We start from the raw sequence: 16,074 nt of genomic DNA, 5'->3' as shown, positions 1-16,074 counted from the left end.
AAACCCCCGCCACGAAAGTGGCGGGGTTTTTTGTTCATGACGCTTGATTGCCCGGTGTTTTGGAAAGCGCCATAGGAAAGCGTTCGCGCCCTACTACAGATACAATGTTGGGCTATTTCAGCCTGTTTGGAGCCATGTCAATCATGAATCCGTCCGCCGCCGTTGACGCCCCGAAATCTGCCGCAGAACGCCGCCCGTACACGCGCGGCGCCGTGTTGCCTGCTCTTTTGCAACAGCGCATTCTCATTCTCGACGGCGCGATGGGCACCATGATCCAGCGCTACAAGCTCGACGAAGCCGCGTATCGCGGGGAACGTTTTGCCGACTATCCCCGCGATATCAAGGGCAACAACGAGTTGTTGTCGATCACGCAGCCGCATGTGATTCGTGAAATCCACGACCAGTATCTGGCTGCCGGCGCGGACATTCTCGAGACAAACACCTTTGGTGCCACGACCGTGGCGCAGGCCGATTACGGCATGGAATCGCTGGCGATCGAAATGAACATGCAGTCGGCGAAGCTGGCGCGCGAGGCTTGCGACAAGTACTCGACGCCGGACAAGCCGCGCTTTGTCGCGGGCGCGATCGGACCGACGCCGAAGACCGCGAGCATCTCGCCGGACGTCAACGACCCGGCCGCGCGCAACGTGACGTTCGACGAATTGCGCCAAGCCTATTACGAGCAGGCGAAGGCGCTGATGGACGCGGGCTGCGATCTGTTCCTGGTTGAAACCATCTTCGACACATTGAACGCTAAGGCCGCGTTATTCGCGCTCGATCAGTTGTTTGAAGACACCGGCGAATTGCTGCCAATCATGATTTCAGGCACCGTCACCGATGCGTCGGGGCGCATCCTGTCGGGTCAGACTGTGGAGGCGTTCTGGAACTCGCTGCGTCATGCACGGCCGTTGACATTTGGTTTGAACTGCGCGTTGGGCGCGGCGCTGATGAGGCCGTATATCGCCGAGTTGTCAAAGCTCTGCGACACGTATGTCTCGTGCTACCCGAACGCCGGCTTGCCTAACCCGATGAGCGATACAGGCTTCGATGAAACGCCCGATGTCACGTCCAGCTTGCTGAAGGAATTTGCGCAGGCGGGGCTGGTGAATCTGGCGGGCGGGTGCTGCGGAACAACGCCGGAACATATCGCGGAAATCGCGAAGGCTCTGGCTGACGTGAAGCCAAGGAAGTGGCCGTCGCATTATCGTGAAGCAGCCTGACTGCCCGACACGACGCCCAAGCCCCTCGACAAAACAATCACGCTGCAACGCCCAGAGACACCATGACCGATCACACCATGCGCCTTTCCGGCCTCGAGCCGTTCAACGTCACCGACGGTTCGCTCTTCATCAACGTCGGTGAGCGGACCAACGTGACGGGATCGAAGGCGTTCTCCCGCATGATCCTGAACAACCAGTTCGACGAAGCGCTGGCCGTCGCGCGCCAGCAGGTTGAGAACGGTGCGCAGATCATCGACATCAACATGGACGAGGCCATGCTCGATTCGAAAGCGGCCATGGTTCGATTCCTGAACCTGATCGCCTCCGAACCGGACATCTCGCGCGTGCCGATCATGATCGACTCGTCGAAATGGGAAGTGATCGAAGCGGGCCTGAAATGCGTGCAGGGCAAGGCGGTCGTGAACTCGATCTCGCTGAAGGAAGGCGAAGACGCGTTTCGCCATCACGCCACGCTGATTCGCCGCTATGGCGCCGCCGCCGTCGTGATGGCCTTCGACGAAGACGGCCAGGCCGATACCTACGAACGCAAGACGCAAATCTGCAAGCGCTCGTACGATTTTCTCGTAAATGAAGTGGGCTTCCCGCCGGAAGACATCATCTTCGACCCGAACATCTTCGCGATCGCCACGGGCATTGAAGAGCACAACAACTACGCCGTCGATTTCATCAACGCGACGCGCTGGATCAAGGAAAACCTGCCGCACGCGAAGATCAGCGGCGGTGTGTCGAACGTGTCGTTTTCGTTTCGCGGCAACGATCCGGTGCGTGAAGCCATCCACACCGTGTTCCTCTACCACGCGATTCAGGCTGGCATGGACATGGGGATCGTGAACGCGGGTCAGCTCGGCGTGTATCGGGACCTCGATCCCGAACTGCGCGAACGCGTGGAAGACGTAGTGCTGAATCGTCGCGATGACGGCACGGATCGTCTGCTCGAAATCGCCGATAAATTCAAAACCGGTGCCGCGAAGAAAGAAGAAAACCTCGAATGGCGCAACCAGCCCGTCGATCAACGCCTCGCCCATGCGCTGGTGAACGGCATCACGAACTTCATCGTGGAAGATACGGAGGAAGTGCGGGCGCGCATTGAAGCCGCGGGTGGACGGCCGATCAACGTGATCGAAGGGCCGTTGATGGACGGCATGAATATCGTCGGCGACCTGTTCGGCGCGGGCAAGATGTTCCTGCCGCAAGTGGTCAAGTCGGCTCGGGTGATGAAGCAGGCCGTGGCCCATCTGATTCCGTACATCGAGGAAGAAAAGAAGCGCATGGCCGATGCCGGCGAAGACGTCCGGCCGAAGGGCAAGATCGTGATCGCGACGGTCAAGGGCGACGTGCACGACATCGGCAAGAACATTGTTTCGGTCGTGCTCCAGTGCAACAACTTCGAAGTGGTCAACATGGGCGTGATGGTGCCCTGCGCGACCATCCTCGCGATGGCGAAGGAGCAAGGCGCGGACATCATCGGCTTGTCGGGGCTGATTACGCCGAGCCTCGAAGAGATGGCCTACGTGGCGTCCGAAATGCAACGCGACGACTATTTCCGCGACAAGCAAACGCCGCTGCTGATTGGCGGCGCGACGACCTCGCGCGTGCATACGGCGGTGAAAATTGCCCCGCATTACGATGGCCCGGTGGTCTATGTGCCGGATGCGTCGCGGTCGGTATCGGTGGCATCGAGCCTGCTTTCCGACGACGGCGCGAAGAAATATCTCGCTGACCTCAAGACGGACTACGAACGCATCCGCACGCAGCACGCGAATCGCAAGGCCACGCCGATGGTGACCTACGCCGAGGCCCGCGCGAACAAGACCAAGATCGACTGGTCGAGTTACGAACCGAAGAAGCCGACGTTCATCGGACGGCGCATCTTCAAGAACTATGATCTGGCAGATTTGGCGAACTACATCGACTGGGCGCCGTTCTTCCAGACCTGGGATCTCGCCGGCCCGTATCCGGCCATTCTCAATGACGAGATCGTGGGCGAATCCGCGCGGCGCGTTTTCTCCGATGGCAAGTCGATGCTCTCACGCATCATCCAGGGCCGCTGGTTGCAGGCGAACGGCGTGGTGATGCTGCTGCCGGCAAACACGGTGAACGACGACGACATCGAAATCTATACCGACGACACCCGCACGCAAGTCGCCATGACGTGGCGCAATCTGCGTCAGCAAACGGTGCGTCCGATCGTGGATGGCGTGCAGCGCGCGAACCGCTCGCTCGCGGATTTCATCGCGCCGAAGGACTCGGGCGTGGCGGATTACATCGGCATGTTCGCGGTGACGGCGGGATTGGGTATCGACAAGAAAGAGAAGCAGTTCGAAGCCGATAACGACGACTACAGCGCAATCATGCTGAAGGCGCTGGCCGATCGTTTTGCTGAAGCCTTTGCCGAAGCGCTGCACGCGCGGGTGCGTCGAGAATTGTGGGGTTACGCGGCCGGCGAAACGCTCGACAACGCTGCGATGATCGAAGAAAAGTATCGCGGAATTCGTCCGGCGCCGGGTTATCCGGCGTGCCCGGATCACTTGGTGAAGCAGGACATGTTCGACGTGCTGCAAGCGAACGAAATCGGCATGACGGTGACCGAATCGCTAGCCATGTTGCCGGCAGCGAGCGTGTCGGGCTTTTACATCGCGCATCCGGAAAGCACGTATTTTTCGGTCGGCAAGATCGCCGACGATCAGGTGGAAAGTTTCGCGCAACGCATGGCAATTTCGAAGAACGACGCCGAACGCGCGCTGGCGCCCTTACTCTAGGCAAAAATCAGGCGCAGGCAAATACCGGGAATCACAAAGACGCAATATTGGCGAAGTCTATTACGGTTATTTTGGTTTTCCTTACACTCGAAGGGGTGCAAAGGCCGTCATGGCGGCGGCCACGCATTCCTTTAATCGTCACGGAGAAAGTCGAAAATGATCAAGCTGACGCCTGTCCTGGCCGTTGCTGTCGCTGTGCTGTTCACGTCGGGAAGTCCGGCTGCCTTCGCGCAGGGCGGCGCAAGCTCGAGCACCGCGTCGAGCTATTCGCCGCCCATCACAGAGCACAAGAAGAAACCCCGCAAGCCGCGTGCAAAGAAAGGCGCGAGCATGCCGGCATCCGGAGCCTCGCAGTAAGCGCTGAACGTTGAACGCTCCGTATTCATCGGAACAAAAAAACCCGCATCGGTACAACGATGCGGGTTTTTTAATGCTTACTCCATTGGTTCGCTTCAGGCTAAGCCAATGAATCAACGAGCCAATCCCGCCATGTCACCCGTGGTTCACACGCCCCACAGAATGTCACCCTCTGCCTGATGAGCCAAGCGCATCATGTCGAGGAACGGGTATGCGCGCTGCGCCAGACCGACGGGAATCTCGTGCGGTTCATGGCCGGGCTCACCTTCGTGGAAGTGACCGTCGTGTTCGGCGCGTTCCTGTTTGTCTGTAGCAACCGCCGACTCCAGCTTCTGGATGCATTCAGGCAGTTCTTCATGCGTAATGACGCCGCGCTCGCCAAGCCGCTTGCCGATGATGCCAAGCAGATAATCAGCGAGGTTGTCGAGCATCTGAACGTCTGGTGCAGCTCTGGTTTTGAATGTGATCAACATGGCAAGGTCCTTTCCCTTTTGTTGGCCTTTTGTGGCTAACGAGCGAGATGCGCCAAGCGTGGTAACGGCCCAAGCCGCCACATCACACGCCAGCGCATTGTTTTAATTCCTGACTCGTTTTCCCGACTCGACCCTGATTCGACATATTAGCACCTGCTAAAATCCCGATTTACCCGAGCAAATGTTGCACCGGTTACAAAACACCGGTTTTGGCGTTATCGCTGCGACCGGCTCCGGCTATGCTTCTGGACGCGCATACGTAGACGCGCGTAGCGTCCTGACCGAGGTCCGAAGTCTTCGCCCGCTCCCGAATGAGCGTAATGAACGGAAACAGGACTGAACTCTCGCGCACGCGTCACGCCGGCGTTTGAAGCTCGATCGGACGTTTTTTGCCGCGTTCTCAGCGAGCGCGTGGTTTGAAACAAAAAGACACCGGCGGAACGAAGCAACGCAGCAACGGACCAACAGCTCAATTACCGGATTTAAGAATCAGCATGCTGCCCGCACAAAAACATACACTCGAAACGCTGCTCGCCGACGCGGTCAAGCAGGTCGTACAGGCATCACAAGGCGCATCGGAAGCGAGTTTTGTCGCGCCGGCCATCGTCCTGGAGCGCCCGAAAGTCGCGGCGCATGGTGACGTGGCGTCGAACGTGGCCATGCAGCTCGCCAAGCCACTGCGCGCGAATCCGCGCCAACTGGCGCAGCAGATCGTGGACGCGGTGCTCGCTCTGCCGGCCGCTCAGGGCCTGGTCGATGCCGCCGAAGTCGCCGGTCCGGGCTTTATCAACTTGCGGCTGGCAGCAGCGGCGAAACAGGCCGTGGTGCCGGCGGTGATTGTGGAAGGCGCGCGCTACGGCTACAACGCCCGCGACGAAGGCAAACGCGTGCTGATCGAATTCGTTTCGGCGAACCCGACCGGGCCGCTGCATGTCGGCCACGGCCGCCAGGCCACGCTCGGCGACGCATTGGCGAACCTGCTCGGCACGCAAGGCAACGCGGTGCATCGCGAGTTCTACTACAACGACGCCGGCGTGCAGATCGGCAATCTGGCTACGTCCACGCAATTGCGCGCGCGCGGTTTCAATCCGGACAGCAAGGAATGGCCGGACAACGCGTACAACGGCGAGTACATCGCAGACATTGCACGCGATTACCTGGCCGGCGCGACGGTCGCCGCCAAGGATGGCACGCCGGTGACGGCGAAGGGCGATGTGGACGATATCGACGCTATTCGCGTCTTTGCCGTCGCGTATCTGCGCCACGAACAGGATCTGGACCTGACCGCGTTCGGCGTGGACTTCGACCAGTTCTACCTGGAGTCGTCGCTGTATAACGAGGGCCGCGTGCAAGCCACCGTCGACGCGCTGGTCGCCGCCGGCAAGACCTACGAGCAGGACGGCGCGCTATGGCTGCGCACGACCGACGACGGCGACGACAAGGATCGCGTAATGCGCAAGTCCGACGGCACGTACACGTATTTCGTGCCGGACGTCGCGTACCACGTGGCGAAGTGGCAGCGCGGCTTCACGAAGGTGATCAACGTGCAGGGCTCGGACCATCACGGCACCATCGCGCGGGTCCGTGCGGGCTTGCAGGGGCTTGGCATCGGCATTCCGAAGGGCTACCCCGACTACGTGCTGCACAAGATGGTCACGGTCATGCGTAACGGCGTGGAAGTGAAGATATCGAAGCGCGCGGGCAGCTATGTGACGGTGCGCGACCTGATCGAATGGTCGGGCGGCATGACGCCGGGTGAGGAAGTCGCGCCGGACCAGATCGATGAAGACACCATTCGCCGCGGCCGCGACGCCGTGCGCTTCTTCCTGATCTCGCGTAAAGCCGACACGGAATTCGTCTTCGATATCGACCTGGCGCTCAAGCAAAGCGACGAAAACCCCGTGTATTACGTGCAGTACGCGCACGCACGGATCTGCACGATCCTCGGCGACTGGAAGACGAAATACGCCGGCAATGCAGAGACGCTGCCGAACGTCGATCTCTCGCCGCTCTCGAGCGAACGCGCGATGGCGTTGCTGAACAAGCTTGCCGAGTATCCGGATATGCTCTCGCACGCCGCCGACGAACTTGCGCCGCACGCCGTCGCGTTCTATCTGCGTGACCTCGCGGGCGAATTCCACTCGTTCTACAATGCGGAGCGCGTGCTGGTGGAGGAAGAGAGCGTGCGCAACGCGCGCATTGCGTTGCTTGCCGCCACACGGCAAGTGCTCGAAAACGGCCTCGCGCTGATCGGCGTGTCCGCTCCCGTCAAAATGTGATTCCCACGCCGGGCACTTCCGGCGCGTCGGGCGTGTCATAAGCCCGGCGCGCCGGAAGTAGCGCGGCGTGCGTTCGACGGGCGAAGATGGCTGACGACGGCTGCATGACGGGTACTTGACTTAACGCAACCCTGGGCAACACCGCACAACACAACACCGCGCAACGCCAAACCGCGCTTAAGGCCGCCGTTATAATCGACGGCCACTCAGAAGACTTTTTGCAGGTTATTCATACGATGGCAAAACCACGCAGCACGTCGAAGCAGTCGAAGCAATCCGGGGGCACTTTTCTCGGTATCGTGCTGGGCTTGATTGTCGGCCTTGCAATTGCAGTGATCGTGGCGCTGTACATCACGCGCGCGCCCACCCCATTCGTTGCGAAGGTCGCGCCGGCTCCAGCCGACACGAGCTCCGCGCCCGCCACAGGACAACCGTACGATCCCAACCGGCCGCTCCAGGGCAAGACGCCTGGCCAGGCCGTGCCGCAAGCCGCGCAGCCCTCGCCGCCGAACACCGCGCCTGGGCAGACGAACAACCAGACGCAATCATCCGGCACGCAGGACGAACCGGAGATCCTGGAAGTGCCGCCGTCGGCGGCGAACGGTACCGCCGTTGCACCCAAGCCAGCCGCACCGGCCGCCGTACCGCCGGTCGCGAATGCGCCGGGCGGCTCGTCGAGCGCGACGCCTGCGAAGAAGCCGGCTGAGGCACAGGCTTCGTCGACGGCAAAGGTCACGCCGCCCGCACCCGGCGACGCGAACACCGGCTATTTCCTGCAGGTTGGCGCGTACAAGACCCAGGCCGATGCAGAGCAGCAACGCGCACGGCTCGGCTTCCAGGGTTTCGAGTCGAAGGTCACGCAACGCGATGCCGGCAACGTCACGTATTTCCGCGTGCGGATCGGACCGTTCACGAAGTTCGAGGACATGAACAACGTGCGCCAGCGACTGTCGGACGCAGGCGTGGACACCGCGGTCATCCGCTTCTCCAAGCAGTGAACACGCAGTAGACCGTGCAGTAGACCCCGCAGCCCGCGCGGACTTTCGTCCAAGGTTCGTGCGGGTTGCTAGCATGGCGGCCGGCGCCACTGAGCCTCGGCTGAAAACGGTCTGGACTATCAAGGTACGGGCCGGACGCGGCCCAGGCCAGCCGGCTTAAGCCTGCGGTTTAAGCTTCCCTTAAGCGTCGTGTGTTCCCCTTTCGCGTCTCCACGCCCTTTCTCGGTCACCATGAAAAAATTCTTCAGCGCCCTCGCTCTCTCCCTCGGCCTCGCGGCCGGTACCCTGAGCGCCATGAATGCGGCGCACGCGTCGCCGGCAGCGCCCGTTGCGGGCACCGACTACACGGTGCTGCAAGCCGCGCAGCCGGTGGACGCGCAGGGCAAGATCGAAGTGATCGAATTCATGTGGTACGGCTGCCCGCACTGCAACGAATTCGACCCGTACCTCGAAGCATGGGTCAAGAAGCAAGGTCCTGACGTCGTCTTCAAGCGCGTGCCGGTTGCGTTCCGCGATGACTTCATCCCGCACTCGAAGATGTATCACGCACTCGACGCACTCGGCCTCGCGGACAAGCTCACACCCGCCGTGTTCAACGAGATCCACGTGAAGAAGAACTATCTGCTGACGCAGGAAGCGCAGGCTACGTTCCTCGCCACGCAAGGTGTCGACAAGAAGAAGTACCTGGACGCGTACAACTCGTTCTCGACGCAAAGCGATCTGCAACGCGATAACAAGCTGATGCAGGACTACAAGATCGACGGCGTGCCGACGCTCGCCGTGCAGGGCAAGTACGAAACAGGTCCGGCCACCACGAACAGCCTGCCGGGCACGATCCAGGTCCTCGATTTCCTGGTCGGCCAGGTTCGCGCGAAGAAGATGTAAAGGCGTGAGCGCCGCCATGAAGGACACGCCGGGCAAGGGCGTCACGCCCGCCCAGCTGAGCGTTTTCATCACCGGCGCATCCAGCGGCATTGGCCTCGCGCTCGCCGAGGAATATCTCCGGCGTGGTGCGGTACTTGGCCTCGTTGCCCGTCGTGGCGACACCCTCGCGGCATTCGCCGCACGCTTCCCCTCCCATTCCATCTCGATCTATCCCGCCGACGTCCGCGACGCCGCCGCACTCGGCCACGCCGCCGCGCAGTTCTCCGCGCAGCATGGCGGCGCCGACGTGGTGATCGCCAACGCCGGTGTCAGCCGCGGCGCGCTGACCGGTCATGGCGACCTCGATACCTTTCGCGACGTGATGGATATCAACTACTTCGGGATGATCGCGACGTTTGAGCCGTTCGTCGCCCGCATGGTCGAGGAGCGGCGCGGAACACTGGTTGGCATAGCGAGCGTGGCGGGCATTCGTGGCTTGCCGGGGTCGGGCGCGTACAGCGCGTCGAAATCGGCGGCGCTGAAGTATCTCGAAGCGCTGCGGGTGGAAATGCGGCCGATGGGGGTATCGGTGGTGACCATTGCGCCGGGATATATCCGTACCGCGATGACCAAGCACAATCCGTATCCGATGCCCTTCCTGATGGACGCCGATGTATTCGCCGCCAAATCCGCCGATGCAATCGCGGGGAAGAAGCGGTTTGCGACGTTTCCATGGCAGATGCGCGTCGCGGGTGCGATGCTGCACGTGCTGCCGCGCTGGCTGTATGACCGCTTGCTGGAGAAGGCGCCGAGGAAGCCGCGCGCGGGGGAATAATCGCTTAGGACGATGTCCGTGCCGAAGCGGCAATCACTTCCACAAAAAACAAAGCCCGGCGCAGAAACTCGCCGGGCTTTGTTGCTTTTCGTCGTTGCTTTTTGAGGCTATCGAACGGAATTCAGCGCGCTTAAAACGCTATGTACGGCGCATTTCCGTTGGTGTTGAAGCCAATATAAACATATCGCCCGAAGAAGAATGGCAGGCCGAAGTCGAACAGCGTCGGGAATGAACCAATGCTGCCGGCCAGTCCGTTCAGTGCGTAGTTTGTGCCGCTGGCAGCCAGCGTCTGAGCGTTCAGGACCGTGAAATCCACCGTGCCCGACGTGCCGTTGAACCCGGTAACGGTCGCGGAAAGCGACTGCGCACCGGACGGGCAGTAGAAGTCAGTGAATGTCGACGTACAGGCCGGCAACGAACTGTCGGTGAAAAACAGGCCGTTCGAACCCGAATCGACAATGGTCGTCACTGCCGAACCCTTATAGTTTCCAGCCAGGTCGCCAAAACCTGTCGAGCGATAAGACGTTGCTGCAGCACTCTGCACATTGTTGCTCTGCGTGCCTATACCGAATACCAACGTGCCTGTCACGGACGCCGCCGACATCGTCACCGGCGGCAATTGCACGATCACGCCGTTATTGTCGACCGCGAACTTCGTCACCGGATTCACCACTTGCTGAGCAACCGCCACGGCAATGGCCGAGCAATTTGTCCCGCTCGGGCACGAGTAGTAGTTGCTGGTTCCGGCGTTCGTACAGTTCACACCGCAATCGGTCGCTGCAACGCCCACGCCCAGGATCCCGTTCGCGCCCAGTTGCCGCGAGGTGCTTTCGTTGCTGCCATTGATACAGCCATTAGTTGGCACCGTGGAATCAGGCAGATCGCCCACGATCTGGATTGGAATGGCGCTCGCGCTTTCGCCGCCAATCTTCACGTCGGCGGTACGCACGGTGCCCCAGGTGAAGCCATCGGCGAATTGCGTGCATTCCGCCAGTTGACCGCCGCTCGTCGATGTGGCCACCGGCAAGCTGCCCAGGATCTGCGTCGCCGCGTCGCTTGCCAAACGCAAGCCGTACGAACCGGTATCGAGCTGGATGTTGTTGATGACTTGGCACGTGCTCGTGCCGGGCGCACACACCGTCACCGATACGTTCGGGATATTGACGAAGTTTTGTGCACCGGGACCCACGGTGATAGGCACCGTGTTCGACGCCGTGGAGGCGATCGGCTGCAAGTTGGGCGAGCCGCTGCTGGAACCACCGCCACTGCTGCCGCCGCTGCTACCGTTGCTGCCGCTGCCGCTACTGACGGAACTGCTGCCTGAATCACCGCCCCCGCCGCCGCAGGCAGCGAGTAACACCGACACGCTCAGCACGGCAAGCCAGCGGAACAAGCCCGATCGCAGGGTCAGATTGGACGAGAAAATCGTCGGACGCATAATAAAAGTCTCCGTCCGTTATTGGATGTCGCTGGGGCTGACGCCCGCAGGCAAGGACTGCGGCAGGTAGGCCTGCCCGGCGAATGCGCCCATGTGACCGCCGGAGCGGACCACCAGCGCGCTGCCTGCCACGCTGACGGGGCCACGGCCGCCGCCATTGGCACGCTGATTCTGGATGCCCTGCACGTATTGAGGGAAATAGCTGCCAAGCAAGGTCGGGAGATCGGGAATTCTTGGACCTTGCCACGCAATGCCAAACACCACCCCGTCCGTGCCGACGTACTCATTCACCACTGTCCCGACGGCGAGCGTCGTGGTGCGAACCGTGTAAGAACTGGCTGAAGCGCCTGCAGCGGACGCAACCGCTGACACCGCCGCATGCGATACGGCGTTGTTCACGGCGGAGCCGGCGGGCGGTGTCATCGGCGCGCCGCCAAGCACGGCATAAGCCGGCGATACAGTCAGAAAGCCAAATGCAAGCCCTGCTGCCAGGCTGGCGAGCGCACTTAAGCGTCGCGAGCTCAATGAAATGATCGAAGTGTTCACTTCAAGTCCCCTGTTTCGATTATCTCAATATTCGCTATTTTGCCTTCTGCAACGGTCGCGCCACAAAAGTCATAATAAGAAAGCCCCGTCAGTATGCCAGCCGATTGAGTCGGAACCGGGAAAACGACGCTTATTACAAGCGCGTCCGGTCGAGCGTCAATGGAAGATTTTCGGGGGCTGATGCTGCAGGAAACAGCTCGACGCGAGCAAGTGCCGGCAAGTGCCAGCACCCGCGCATGTGCATGCGCCGCGCCTGCGCGCGTCGAGCCGTTCGTATGGTCAGAAGCCGAGACTGGCGAGCAGATCGTCGACTTGAGTCTGGTCCTGGACTACGTCGGTGCGGCCTTCCGGATTGATCTGCGGGCCGTTCAGCAGGGTATCGGACGAGCCTACCGAGCTCGTCGCCGCTGCCAGCGCCGCCGCTTGTGCCGCGAATTGTTCACGCCGCTCGGGCGCGATGTTCTCCAGCAGCACGCTGAGCAATTGCTGCTCGATGACATACACCACGTCGGTAATCTTCTTGATCACCTGCCCGGTCAGATCCTGGAAATCCTGCGCGAGCATGATTTCGAGCAACTGCGTGTTGGTCGCGACCGTGTGCACCGGGACTTGCTGCAAAAAGCCTCGCGTATCCGCCAGCAAGGTCTTCACGTCCGCGTTTTCGAGCGGCGCGCCATACCATTGCTCCCAGCGGGCATCGAGCGCCTGTGCGTCGCGCTGCATGGTTTCCTGCAGCGGCTTGGCCAGTTCGATGGCGTTCAGCGCGCGCTCGGCGGCCTGCTCGGTCATCGTCGCGACGTATTTCAGGCGGTCGCGCGCGTCCGGCACCATCTCGGCGGCGGCTTCAACTTGTTTGTCGAGGCCGAGTTCGCGCATGGAATCGCGCAGGGTCCGCGTCAACTGGCCAATGCGCGCGAGGATCCGGTCGCCGCTCGATGCATCAGCTTCCTGCTCGACGTCGATGAGCGTCTCGTGGTTCGTCATTTCGTTCACGATCAGCTCCCGGCCTTAGCCATCTTTTCGAGAATCTTCGACAGCTTCTCGTCGAGGGTCGCAGCCGTGAACGGCTTGACCACGTATCCGCTCGCGCCAGCCTGCGCCGCGGCGATGATGTTTTCCTTCTTCGATTCCGCCGTCACCATCAGCACGGGCAAATGGGCGAGTGCAGCGTCGCCGCGAATTTGCTTGAGCATTTCGAGGCCATCGAGGTTCGGCATGTTCCAGTCGGAAATGACGAACTCGAAACCGCCGCCGCGCAGACGTGCAAGACCGGCCGCACCGTCTTCGGCTTCATCGACGTTGGAGAAACCCAGTTCCTTCAGCAGGTTTCGCACAATGCGCCGCATCGTCGGAAAGTCGTCGACGACCAAAATCTTCATGTTCTTGTCCACCATCACTGCTCCTTGTGTTCCTGTGTTTTCTTCAAGCGGCGCATCACGCCGCGTTTCGATCCGAATTCAGTCGGCGACGATTAAACGCGCTGCGCGCGTTCACCCATTGAATTGAGCCGCGCCATCACGCGCCGGGTCATTTCCGCCAGCGGCGCGATCTCGCTCACCCCGCCTGTTGCGATAGCCTCGCGCGGCATGCCGAACACCACGCAGCTCGCTTCGTCCTGCGCGAAGGTGTACGCGCCGGCTTGCTGCATCTCCAGCATGCCCTGCGCGCCGTCGCGGCCCATGCCGGTCAGGATCACGCCGAGCGCGTTCTTGCCGGCGTTCTGCGCAGCCGACCGGAACAGCACATCAACAGAAGGACGGTGACGATTGACCGGCGGGGCATCGGAGAGATGCGCCACGTAGTTCGCACCGCTGCGCACGAGCACCAGATGGGCGTCGCCCGGTGCGATGTACGCATGGCCCGGCAGCACACGTTCGCCATGCTCGGCTTCTTTCACCGCGATCCGGCACAGGCCGTTCAGGCGCTGTGCAAACGACTTCGTGAAGCCGGGTGGCATGTGCTGCGCGATCATCACGCCGGGCGCGTCGGGCGGCAGCGGCACCAACAGTTCGCGGATCGCTTCGGTGCCGCCCGTCGATGCCCCGACAATGATCAGCTTCTCCGTACTCACCAGCGGATTGTTCAGGTTCGGCGTGGGTTTTGCAGCGGCAACCGCGCCGCTGGAACCGGGCGTCGCGTGTACGACGTGAGGCGTCTGCCGCACGCGTGCGCGAGCGGCCGCGCGGATTTTATCGGCGAGCTTTTCGGAATACTCGAGCATGCCGTCGCGAATGCCCACACGCGGTTTCGTCACGAAATCCACCGCGCCGAGTTCCAGCGCGCGCAGCGTGATTTCCGAACCGCGCTCCGTCAGCGACGACACCATCACCACCGGCATCGGCCGAAGCCGCATCAGCTTTTCAAGGAAATCGAGGCCATCCATGCGCGGCATTTCGACGTCGAGCGTCAGTACGTCGGGGTTGTGCTGCTTGATAAGCTCACGCGCCACCAGCGGATCAGGCGCGGTTGCGCACACATACATGTCGCTCTGCGAGTTGATGATCTCGGTCATCAGGCTTCGCACCAGCGCCGAGTCATCGACGCACAGCACACTGATTTTCGGTTCCGTGCTCCGGGCCGTTGTCATGCTTCCTCCACCGTCTTCGTGCGGACGGTTCGCTGCAGGCCGGCTGCGGCACCGAATAATTCGATGCGGGGTTTATCGGGTGTTTTAATTTTCGGCTGGCTGAACATCTCGACACGCGCACGCGCTTTTGCAAGCCGTTCGCTGCGTGCTTCCGGTGTTTGCCGCGCGAGTGCCTGCTCGCGTTCGACCACGCTCGGGTCTTGCGTCGTAATGAGTTTCTTGACCATCGCCTGGCCGGTGCGCGGCATGAACGCGACCTTGCGCGGATACATGCCCTGCAAATCCTCGGCCACGATGCGAATCTTTTCCAGCGCCAGGTAACGACGAACGAATTCCGAATTGCGATCGCCGATATTGATCGTCGTCATGCCCGCCAGCACCGCGCCGCCGCCAAACACTTTCGCTTCGAAGCGCTCGCGCCGGCCACCGCGTTTGATCATCTCGTTGATCAGCACTTCCATGGCGTACGCGCCGTATCGCATGGAGTCCGAACTGGATTGCGATGCGTCGGAGCCATCGTCGGGAAGCATGAAATGATTCATGCCGCCAATGCCCGCCGAGCGATCGTGAATACATGCCGCCACGCATGAACCGAGCACCGTGACGAGCACCATGTCCTCGCTCGTCATGTAGAACTCGTTCGGCAACAGCTTCACGCCCGGGAGCTTGAAATGGTTGTCGAAGTACAGGTTCGATGCGATCGGCAAGCCACTCATGCCAGCTCCCCGGCGAGCGTCTTGCCCGCTTTCTTCGCCGCTGCCAGTGACGCTGCCGCCGCCGCCGCGTCACGCGTCAACCCGTACACGGTCTGGCCGCGCAGCTTGAACGCCTGCGTCACGTAGGTGAAGTTCTCCGAGTGACCGGCGAACAGCAATCCGCCTGACTTCATCAGCGGCTCGAAACGCGCGAGCACTTGCGCCTGCGTGGGTTTATCGAAGTAGATCATCACGTTGCGACAGAAGATCGCGTCGAACTGGCCGGGCAACGCGTACTTCGTGTCCGTCAGGTTCAGTTGCTCGAACTTCACCAGCGCGCGCACTTCCGGGCGGATCTTCACCATGCCGGCATGCGCGCCCGTGCCCTTCAGGAAAAAACGCTTCAGCCGGTCGGCCCCAAGCGTTTTCACCGAATCGAGCGAGTAGACGCCCGCGTCGGCCTTCTGCAAAACCTGGCTGTCGATGTCCGTTGCAATCACCGTGCAATGGCGCGCCGCGGCGTCGCCGAGTGTTTCCATCAGCGTCATGGCGATGGAATACGGCTCCTCACCGGTCGATGCCGCCGAGCACCATACCGAGAACGGCTGCGGACGGCTTTTCGCGAACGTGGCGAGGATCGGAAAATGATGCGATTCGCGGAAGAACGCAGTCAGGTTCGTGGTCAGCGCGTTGGTGAACGCTTCCCACTCGTCGCTATCCGGCTGCGCTTCAAGACGATCGAGATAGAGGCGGAATGTATCGATATTGCAGGCGCGCAGACGTCGCGCGAGACGGCTGTACGCCATGTCGCGTTTATGCTCGGACAGCGAAATCCCCGCGCGCCGGTGAATCAGGTCGCGAATGCGGCCGAAATCGGCGCTGGTGAATTCGAAGTCGCGTTCCACTTCCGAACCGTTTCGGGTCCGGTCGCGGGGTATTGCGACGGGCGGGCGCGTTGCCATCATCTAGCCTTTGTTCTGCTGGAACGTGCATCGGCTGCAT

General features: G+C 61.3%; 15 protein-coding genes. 7 read left to right on the top strand and 8 right to left on the bottom strand.

The window, feature by feature from the left end:
- The first annotated feature begins 143 nt into the window (after positions 1-143).
- From GSQ93_RS18370 to GSQ93_RS18360, 3 genes are all read left to right on the top strand, one after another.
- Positions 144-1,220: a homocysteine S-methyltransferase family protein gene (locus tag GSQ93_RS18370; protein WP_158937089.1), complete on the top strand. Its 1,077-nt coding sequence runs from the start codon at positions 144-146 to the stop codon at positions 1,218-1,220.
- On the top strand, positions 1,217-4,000 hold the full coding sequence (gene metH / locus GSQ93_RS18365; RefSeq protein ID WP_301952071.1) for a methionine synthase: 2,784 nt from the start codon (positions 1,217-1,219) through the stop codon (positions 3,998-4,000). Before GSQ93_RS18370 ends, metH begins: the two co-directional genes overlap by 4 nt.
- A 156-nt stretch (positions 4,001-4,156) precedes the next feature.
- Complete coding sequence (locus tag GSQ93_RS18360; protein WP_158937087.1) at positions 4,157-4,357, top strand: hypothetical protein; 201 nt, start codon at positions 4,157-4,159, stop codon at positions 4,355-4,357.
- 146 nt (positions 4,358-4,503) lie between these two features.
- Here GSQ93_RS18360 and GSQ93_RS18355 read toward each other — a convergent pair whose 3' ends face one another.
- Entirely contained in the window at positions 4,504-4,830 is a 327-nt protein-coding gene (locus GSQ93_RS18355) for a DUF1840 domain-containing protein (protein WP_089164573.1), read from the bottom strand.
- 494 nt (positions 4,831-5,324) lie between these two features.
- Between GSQ93_RS18355 and argS the strand changes: the two genes are divergently transcribed.
- The 4 genes from argS to GSQ93_RS18335 all read left to right on the top strand — a co-directional run bounded on the left by argS (position 5,325) and on the right by GSQ93_RS18335 (position 9,806).
- Positions 5,325-7,109 (top strand): arginine--tRNA ligase, encoded by a 1,785-nt coding sequence (argS, locus tag GSQ93_RS18350; RefSeq protein ID WP_158937086.1) that lies wholly within the window; start codon positions 5,325-5,327, stop codon positions 7,107-7,109.
- A 236-nt stretch (positions 7,110-7,345) separates the two neighbouring features.
- Positions 7,346-8,107, top strand: coding sequence for an SPOR domain-containing protein (locus GSQ93_RS18345; protein WP_158937085.1), 762 nt, complete (start codon positions 7,346-7,348; stop codon positions 8,105-8,107).
- A gap of 231 nt (positions 8,108-8,338) precedes the next feature.
- Positions 8,339-8,992, top strand: a complete 654-nt coding sequence (locus tag GSQ93_RS18340) for a thiol:disulfide interchange protein DsbA/DsbL (protein ID WP_158937084.1) — start codon at positions 8,339-8,341, stop codon at positions 8,990-8,992.
- Positions 8,993-9,008: 16 nt separating this feature from the next.
- On the top strand, positions 9,009-9,806 hold the full coding sequence (locus GSQ93_RS18335; protein WP_158937083.1) for an SDR family oxidoreductase: 798 nt from the start codon (positions 9,009-9,011) through the stop codon (positions 9,804-9,806).
- A gap of 130 nt (positions 9,807-9,936) precedes the next feature.
- Here GSQ93_RS18335 and GSQ93_RS18330 read toward each other — a convergent pair whose 3' ends face one another.
- The 7 genes from GSQ93_RS18330 to GSQ93_RS18300 all read right to left on the bottom strand — a co-directional run bounded on the left by GSQ93_RS18330 (position 9,937) and on the right by GSQ93_RS18300 (position 16,037).
- A complete protein-coding gene (locus GSQ93_RS18330; protein ID WP_158937082.1) occupies positions 9,937-11,244 on the bottom strand; it encodes a DUF3443 domain-containing protein in 1,308 nt (435 codons plus the stop codon).
- 18 nt (positions 11,245-11,262) lie between these two features.
- Positions 11,263-11,736 (bottom strand): DUF2844 domain-containing protein, encoded by a 474-nt coding sequence (locus GSQ93_RS18325; protein WP_254073935.1) that lies wholly within the window; start codon positions 11,734-11,736, stop codon positions 11,263-11,265.
- A gap of 333 nt (positions 11,737-12,069) precedes the next feature.
- Entirely contained in the window at positions 12,070-12,774 is a 705-nt protein-coding gene (cheZ, locus tag GSQ93_RS18320) for a protein phosphatase CheZ (RefSeq protein ID WP_158937275.1), read from the bottom strand.
- A gap of 11 nt (positions 12,775-12,785) precedes the next feature.
- Complete coding sequence (gene cheY, locus GSQ93_RS18315) at positions 12,786-13,181, bottom strand: chemotaxis response regulator CheY (RefSeq protein ID WP_089164575.1); 396 nt, start codon at positions 13,179-13,181, stop codon at positions 12,786-12,788.
- Between the two features lie 80 nt (positions 13,182-13,261).
- On the bottom strand, positions 13,262-14,377 hold the full coding sequence (locus GSQ93_RS18310) for a chemotaxis response regulator protein-glutamate methylesterase (protein ID WP_158937081.1): 1,116 nt from the start codon (positions 14,375-14,377) through the stop codon (positions 13,262-13,264).
- Entirely contained in the window at positions 14,374-15,093 is a 720-nt protein-coding gene (gene cheD / locus GSQ93_RS18305; RefSeq protein ID WP_158937080.1) for a chemoreceptor glutamine deamidase CheD, read from the bottom strand. The genes GSQ93_RS18310 and cheD overlap by 4 nt, the downstream gene beginning before the upstream one ends.
- Positions 15,090-16,037 (bottom strand): CheR family methyltransferase, encoded by a 948-nt coding sequence (locus GSQ93_RS18300; RefSeq protein ID WP_158937079.1) that lies wholly within the window; start codon positions 16,035-16,037, stop codon positions 15,090-15,092. The genes cheD and GSQ93_RS18300 overlap by 4 nt, the downstream gene beginning before the upstream one ends.
- Between the last annotated feature and the right edge of the window lie 37 nt (positions 16,038-16,074).

This window comes from Burkholderia sp. S171, assembly GCF_009766085.1.
GTDB lineage: Bacteria > Pseudomonadota > Gammaproteobacteria > Burkholderiales > Burkholderiaceae > Caballeronia.
This window is presented reverse-complemented; position numbering and strand designations above follow the sequence as displayed.

Coding starts and splice junctions, on each gene's coding strand:
- GSQ93_RS18345 (WP_158937085.1), top strand. CDS start 7,346: ATGGCAAAACCACGCAGCACGTCGAAGCAGTCGAAGCAATCCGGGGGC.
- cheD (WP_158937080.1), bottom strand. CDS start 15,093: ATGAGTGGCTTGCCGATCGCATCGAACCTGTACTTCGACAACCATTTC.
- GSQ93_RS18340 (WP_158937084.1), top strand. CDS start 8,339: ATGAAAAAATTCTTCAGCGCCCTCGCTCTCTCCCTCGGCCTCGCGGCC.
- GSQ93_RS18355 (WP_089164573.1), bottom strand. CDS start 4,830: ATGTTGATCACATTCAAAACCAGAGCTGCACCAGACGTTCAGATGCTC.
- GSQ93_RS18310 (WP_158937081.1), bottom strand. CDS start 14,377: ATGACAACGGCCCGGAGCACGGAACCGAAAATCAGTGTGCTGTGCGTC.
- GSQ93_RS18300 (WP_158937079.1), bottom strand. CDS start 16,037: ATGATGGCAACGCGCCCGCCCGTCGCAATACCCCGCGACCGGACCCGA.
- GSQ93_RS18370 (WP_158937089.1), top strand. CDS start 144: ATGAATCCGTCCGCCGCCGTTGACGCCCCGAAATCTGCCGCAGAACGC.
- argS (WP_158937086.1), top strand. CDS start 5,325: ATGCTGCCCGCACAAAAACATACACTCGAAACGCTGCTCGCCGACGCG.
- GSQ93_RS18330 (WP_158937082.1), bottom strand. CDS start 11,244: ATGCGTCCGACGATTTTCTCGTCCAATCTGACCCTGCGATCGGGCTTG.
- cheZ (WP_158937275.1), bottom strand. CDS start 12,774: ATGACGAACCACGAGACGCTCATCGACGTCGAGCAGGAAGCTGATGCA.
- GSQ93_RS18360 (WP_158937087.1), top strand. CDS start 4,157: ATGATCAAGCTGACGCCTGTCCTGGCCGTTGCTGTCGCTGTGCTGTTC.
- GSQ93_RS18335 (WP_158937083.1), top strand. CDS start 9,009: ATGAAGGACACGCCGGGCAAGGGCGTCACGCCCGCCCAGCTGAGCGTT.